The following is a 6,034-nucleotide window of genomic DNA, read 5'->3' as shown; positions in this document are numbered from 1 at the left end:
GTCAGTGGTTGCCACTGCTTGGTCATTACTTTGTTTCTTGGTCGATACAAAGTTGACTCGGCTACCAGTCCTTATCAATTCCCCAACAAACTCTAAGACTTTCTGCTCCAATAAAATCAAATTGGCTTAATCGCTCGATATACGTTTCCTGTAAAATAACCGGCACTACTTTGATTCCGTCAAATTGCTTATAAAAGTCTTCCTCGCCCAGCTTTGAGCGATACATTGGAACAAGACGTTCAGCTGATACGGACAAACTATTGTAGATTAGATCAAATTGTTCTTTTTGCTTAGGCTGCCAATTAGGGTAAACAAAATCAATATAGTGCTGTAATTGCCCTTCGGCTATTATGCCATCATTATTGGCAATGATTTCGTCAAATACTTTAATGGTAAGCGCTACAATCTCAGAAGGATATATGTAGTGGTCTGTTGGGTTTGATTCACGGAAAACTACTACCGGACTTTGCCCTTTTTCGCGTTTGCGATTTACCCGCCCAAACCGTTGAATTAATGCATCAATTGGAGCTGGTTCAGTAAAAATGATATCGTAGTCTATGTCTAAGCTTACTTCAATAGCCTGCGTACCAACTAATAGTTGAATAGAGCCATCTTCTTCGCCACGCTTCAAATTAAGCTCATGACTTGTACGATCTCTTCCGTTAAAAGCACTATGAAGTAGAACCGTATTTTCAACCTCCTCTTTTAATTCATTGAATACTAGCTGTGCATTTTTAACGGTATTACAAACAACTAATACCTTTTTACCAGCCTTTAAAGATTGACAAATTACGTTAAGATTATCCGTCAGTAATCCATCTTGTAGCTGGAGTCGATGCCGGACAAATTGACTGTATAAATTAGGTGATGCTTTTATTTCTGTAAACTGACCAATAGCTTCTTCCAATTCTCTTTTTAGAAAAGTTGGCATAGTCGCAGTCATGACCATTACGTTGACATGCAGATGCTTGACGGCGTATTGGAGTAGCACCTTAATCTGAGCAAAAACATCAGGGCTATAGGCGTGAATTTCATCGAAGATAAAGTAGCTGCCTACCATCTCAAATAAGCCCTGCTCAAAGCCTTTTAATCCGAATAGATGCTTCAGGAGCTGGAATGGGGTAGCTATCTTGACGGGCGTAACAAGCGTTTTAAACTTATCTTTTAGCTCGTCTATCTTCTCTTTTTTCTGACTGAGTGAATACTGAAAATCATCGAAATAATCGTACAGATAATCACTGAGCTTGCCGTGCAGCATTCCAACGTAAGGTTGCCCCATTTCCTTACCTAGTCGCTCGTACATCGCATTGATAGATGCCGTAAACGGTAGAATATAAAAGACTCGTCCTTGCCCAAACTGTTTCATCTGTTGGCGCAGCCAGATAATAGCACTTTCTGTTTTTCCTGAACCAGTTGGGGACGTCAGGATCAGATTTCCTACAACATCGCCACAGGCCAGTTGATGGCCGTAAAACTCTTTACCTTCACTTTTAAGCGCTAACCGTTTACGGTCTAAAAAATGAAATTGTTCCTCTGAGATATGCAACAACTCTTGAACTCTGGCTGAACCTAAATGGTCGCAGTGCTTTAGACCACCAAACAAGAGTAGCAAATCAAAATACGCCGGATTTGACGTATTCATTTTATTGATCTGCCCTTGGTAGGATAAGATCACCCGCTCAGGATGTTGAACCGAAAATTTACCAAGTTTTACTCCGTATTCATCAGCTGCTAAGTGAATCAGTAATTTATCGTAGACATTTTGGTGAAATTCGTTTTCATAATCAAGACGCCCGTTAGCGCCGGGCAATCCAAAAGCGTCTTCATCGGATTGGTAAAAGTCACAGATATAGCGTAACCAAAGCTGTTCATAATCTTTATGGTGTCCAGCAACAACTAATCGGATTAGCTCTCTGATACGTTTGTCCTCTTCCAATCCCTCAATGAACGGCAAGGAAAACAATTCATGTCGCTGTTTACGCCATTGATTCGGTTCGCTACGTAGCACCTTTTGAAAGTCGATGTGGCCTTTGCCCAGATCATGACAAACGATAGCCAGACGCAGCACACGCCAAAAATCATACGAGAGTTGAAGCTTGCTGATTTGCGGAAAATTAGTTTGCAGTATTTCCCAAATCAGCAAGCAGTCATCAACGTGCTCTTGCAGGGTAAGCCGCGGTTCTGACTTAGCTAAGATTTCGTCATACGGTTTAGTCATATTCTGAGAAATCCAATTGGTGTAGATAGATATCAATTCCTTCTTTTCCCTCCTTTTCGTCGTGAATGGCCGGTAGATTACCTTTCACGGGAGTGAGGTAGCTAATAATCGAATATGGTTCGGTGCCTACATTCTGCCGCGGAAACGTATCGGTAAAGTACTTAGGTAGCGCCTGAATCTGACCGGCCAGATAGTTTTCTTTAAACGGAACTACTTGACCCGCTATACGTAATGAATACGCAACTTCGGGTAAGTCAATAGTTGTCACCCGTTCGACGGTTGCTAAATCGTTCATTCGCCCAAGTACTAAGGAATAATACGGCTGTCGGAAAAAATCAGCCAGTGCTTCATCAGTCAGATAAATTTTCAGCCGTGTATTATATAAAAACTCGCGCCGAATAATATTTGACTTGGCGTTGTTCGTTGCCCGACCGTTATTACTATCAATCTGATAGATCGTTTCCAGATCAGACGCTTTTGCCTCAAACTGAAAGTAATAGCCAAGTTTAAGCTGCCGATGGTTAAGGTACTGGCCTGCAGCTGCATTGATCAACCCCAACACTGTACTAACAGGCGGCACTTCCAAGGTAGGTTGAACGCCACTGATTAGATTTGGGTATCGAAAACTGGCTGTCCAACTGCTTATGTCTACGACATGGACTTGCATCAGGATAGTTGGTTTTCGAGTTGAGCACAATAGGCATCAATCACTTCGTTGATTGTTCCAAGTTGCACGGCTGGATAGTCAGCTCCGAGCGTAAGCAGTTCTTTCAATTCGTCGTTGTAATCATTTAAGAAACCGCTCCGCTTTCCAATAAATATCTTACCGATAAACTGTTCTTTATAGTCTTTTAGCACCTCTTTCAGCCCTTCTAGGTTCAGCATTACTCTGTCATTGTTCATACCTTCGCTCGTCACGATGTGCGAGAAAGGATGATTACCGCTACTGGTTGTCGCTAGCACAATGAACTTTGGTGTTACGTCGCCCATGTTGTTTGTTTGCATAGCTCCACCCGAAATCGTTTTCAGCGCTTGAATGGTATCTTTTGCCCGCTGTAAACGCACGTTCTTAGCTAATTGAACCAGCTTTTGCGGATTGCCTTTGCCGTCTTTCACATACGGATCGTCAATTTCTGTTGCCCCTTGAACAAGCGCTTCGGTTTTCAGCTTTTGGGTGATATTCTTAAAGCCTGTTTTATTGTAATTGGCAAACGTACCAAGCTGTGCTAAGTCGAGCGAGAACATACCTTTCATAATGGCGCTGTATTCCTCTTTGCTGTAGGGAACCGAATCGCCGTCCTGACGGGCCATGCTTGACCAGTTTTCAACTGTCCGGGACGAACCAACAGATACAATAGCCGAATTTTTCAACGGAGAAACGCGAGTTACCGTAGCATCAACCTTTTTAGTCTTGCCCTTTTCATCAATTACCTCTTCTTTAACGGCCTTCATGTAGCCAAAAACATCGTCATCGGCGTACAGAAAAGGATTAGCCTCCGTGAAAGCGATTTTATTATCACGAGTAATGGGCGATAGTGACCAGCCTATATTACGTTGCAACGCTTCGCGCCACCAGTACCGCCATGCTTGACCTGATACGTAGGTATGAGTGCGGCCATTTTTAGTGATTTTTTTTGTAGCTACGGCATTTTCAAAATTACTACTGCTACTTTTTCCAGCGTTGTTTAGGGCGACAACGTCAACGTCCAGCAGGACAAAGCCTTGGGTTTTTAGGTTCATGGTTAGTTGGTTTCTGAGGTTTATACTTCTTGTTCGTCTATTTCAGTTGGGACAATCATATGATTATCATGAAGCTTTTCATAAATCGCAATCAGTAGTAAGTCTCTGATTTCTCGCCAGCTAACTGTTTCCGGAAACAAATATTCCACGTCATCCAGCCGGATTAATGGCGTTGCTGGATTCGCTTTATAATTATCATCGATCAGTTTTAGCAGATACTGCCTTACTTCCTGAACATACTTCGCCCGATTAAGTCGGAGAATGGCTTTTTTTATACCATCTTCATCGCGGCTGACGATGAAGCCTGCGACATCTTTAATTTTTTGCAAGGTTCGTTTATCCATATATTTTACGTAAAAAAGGTAGTTCTCAACAATTTGAAAAGGGAACTCGTGTTTGCGAATCCATTCCTTGAAGTAAGGAATTAAAGTTCCGCTATTGAGCAATCGTTCTAAAATGACATTACGCCAAGTACTATACGAATCATAGGCCAGCTCTTCTTTAGCAGATATCCATGTGTCGGATTCCTGATTATACCTGGCATCCCGATATTTCGAGTTTCGATAGTGAGCGGCTACAAATTTCCGCCAAGATGAAGCTGTATTAGGTGTGTGGCATTCCGCGTAAAAGCGAAAGACGATGGCGGATAGTTGATACATAACTACCTCAGGCTTTGCTCCAAAATTGGTAAAGTGATATAGGCTCAACGTAGTATCGCGAACTTCAACAACGTTCTCATCAAGTCGTGCGAAGACGGCTGTTCTGATGTTTTTGATACATGAATCCGCAAAGGCAAAAATTGCATTAGCAACAATTCCGTAATCTGAACGCGCGACACCGCTAGCTAAACCACGTCCAAGTGCAGTAAGGTGTCCATCAGGCCCGGTCAATAGTTGTTGCACGTAGTACTTTGCTACGACGTTATTATTGCTGCTGATCAAGCCAATCTTGTCACCTAATTGCATTACGCCCAATGGCACGAAGAAAAACCGGATAATGATCTCTTTAGATAGATACAGACCGCTCTCAAATCCGTGATGAAAGTTGATAAACGTACTTGAACCAGAAAGGATATGGTTATCTCGTCCAGCAGTAAACAAGTTTGTTTTCCGTCCAGAAATACGGCAATAACCCAGCTGAGACGGTGCCGTTTCGTTGATTATAGTTCTATAGTAAGTCAGTGTTTCCTCTAACTTTCGCTTACTGTCAAAAGCAGGTTGCGTTATTTTGGAGTTTAGAAAAAACGCATGAAGATTAGCATTCCATTGGCTGATGTAGATGTTAGCCACGTATTCAATCAAGCCAAAAATGTCTTTATCCTTCAGCTTGGGGTCTTCCCAAAGTGTTTCGATGACGTATCCACCAGCGTCGGCGAAGGGGTCGCCAGTTGGCTGAATAAGTAGTAGTTCTTGATTATCTAATTCCATTCCTAAGTAGGTATAAAAATATATGCCGAGTCTATTTGTTGGTGAGTCTAATTATATCTTCTTTATCGGGCAAAAAAACGAGAAAAAATTAGGAAATCCAATCTTATTTACTCTAACTTTGACGACTTCAGACCCAAGTCGGGCAAGGCGACTACGTACAGAATTGAAACAGTCTAATTGTAGGGGACTCTATTCCTTATGTAAAATCGTACTAAATCGTAGTCACAAAATGCCGTTGGATATAATGAACGTAGTCTATTATGCCAGAAGAATATGATCTTCCTGAACCAGTTGATGACTTTAGTCTCCTGACTATTGATGAGCTTCGGGCGATAAAGACCAACCATATTGAACTCAAAAGTATCCGTAACAGTGCAATGGCCGTTTGGATACCAATTTCCGGCTATCCGCCTGCCGATTGCTTCTACTATGTCATTGGATGTAGTAGCAATTCTCGGTTTTTGCTTGTAGTTTTGAACTACGACTCCGAAAGAGGTCGCTACTTCTATCATCAAGTAAAGGTGGCCGATGAACAAGAAATCAAAAGACTTTGGTGCGGTTAAGAATTCCATTACGGGTAAGATTATTCGTGAAATGACTTGGGACGAAATTCTAAGTCTTCCTGTTGAGCGCATGTCTCGCGAAGAAG

5 protein-coding genes are annotated in these 6,034 nt (G+C 42.1%); 1 reads left to right on the top strand and 4 read right to left on the bottom strand.

The window, feature by feature from the left end:
- Positions 1-61 precede the first annotated feature (61 nt).
- The 4 genes from cas3 to cas8a1 are packed head-to-tail and all read right to left on the bottom strand — an operon-like array spanning position 62 to position 5,385.
- A complete protein-coding gene (gene cas3, locus ACYVEA_RS31765) occupies positions 62-2,218 on the bottom strand; it encodes a CRISPR-associated helicase Cas3' (RefSeq protein ID WP_461117396.1) in 2,157 nt (718 codons plus the stop codon).
- A complete protein-coding gene (gene cas5b, locus ACYVEA_RS31760) occupies positions 2,211-2,885 on the bottom strand; it encodes a type I-B CRISPR-associated protein Cas5b (RefSeq protein ID WP_461117395.1) in 675 nt (224 codons plus the stop codon). Before cas5b ends, cas3 begins: the two co-directional genes overlap by 8 nt.
- Complete coding sequence (gene cas7i / locus ACYVEA_RS31755; protein WP_461117394.1) at positions 2,885-3,958, bottom strand: type I-B CRISPR-associated protein Cas7/Cst2/DevR; 1,074 nt, start codon at positions 3,956-3,958, stop codon at positions 2,885-2,887. Before cas7i ends, cas5b begins: the two co-directional genes overlap by 1 nt.
- Before the next feature lie 20 nt (positions 3,959-3,978).
- The gene (gene cas8a1, locus ACYVEA_RS31750) at positions 3,979-5,385 is read right to left on the bottom strand and encodes a type I-B CRISPR-associated protein Cas8b1/Cst1 (RefSeq protein ID WP_461117393.1); all 1,407 of its coding nucleotides are present in this window, start codon (positions 5,383-5,385) and stop codon (positions 3,979-3,981) included.
- 260 nt (positions 5,386-5,645) lie between these two features.
- Here cas8a1 and ACYVEA_RS31745 point away from each other — a divergent pair, with 260 nt between their 5' ends.
- Entirely contained in the window at positions 5,646-5,948 is a 303-nt protein-coding gene (locus ACYVEA_RS31745) for a hypothetical protein (RefSeq protein ID WP_461117392.1), read from the top strand.
- Positions 5,949-6,034: the final 86 nt, after the last annotated feature.

It is taken from the genome of Spirosoma jeollabukense (genome assembly GCF_054777855.1).
This window is presented reverse-complemented; position numbering and strand designations above follow the sequence as displayed.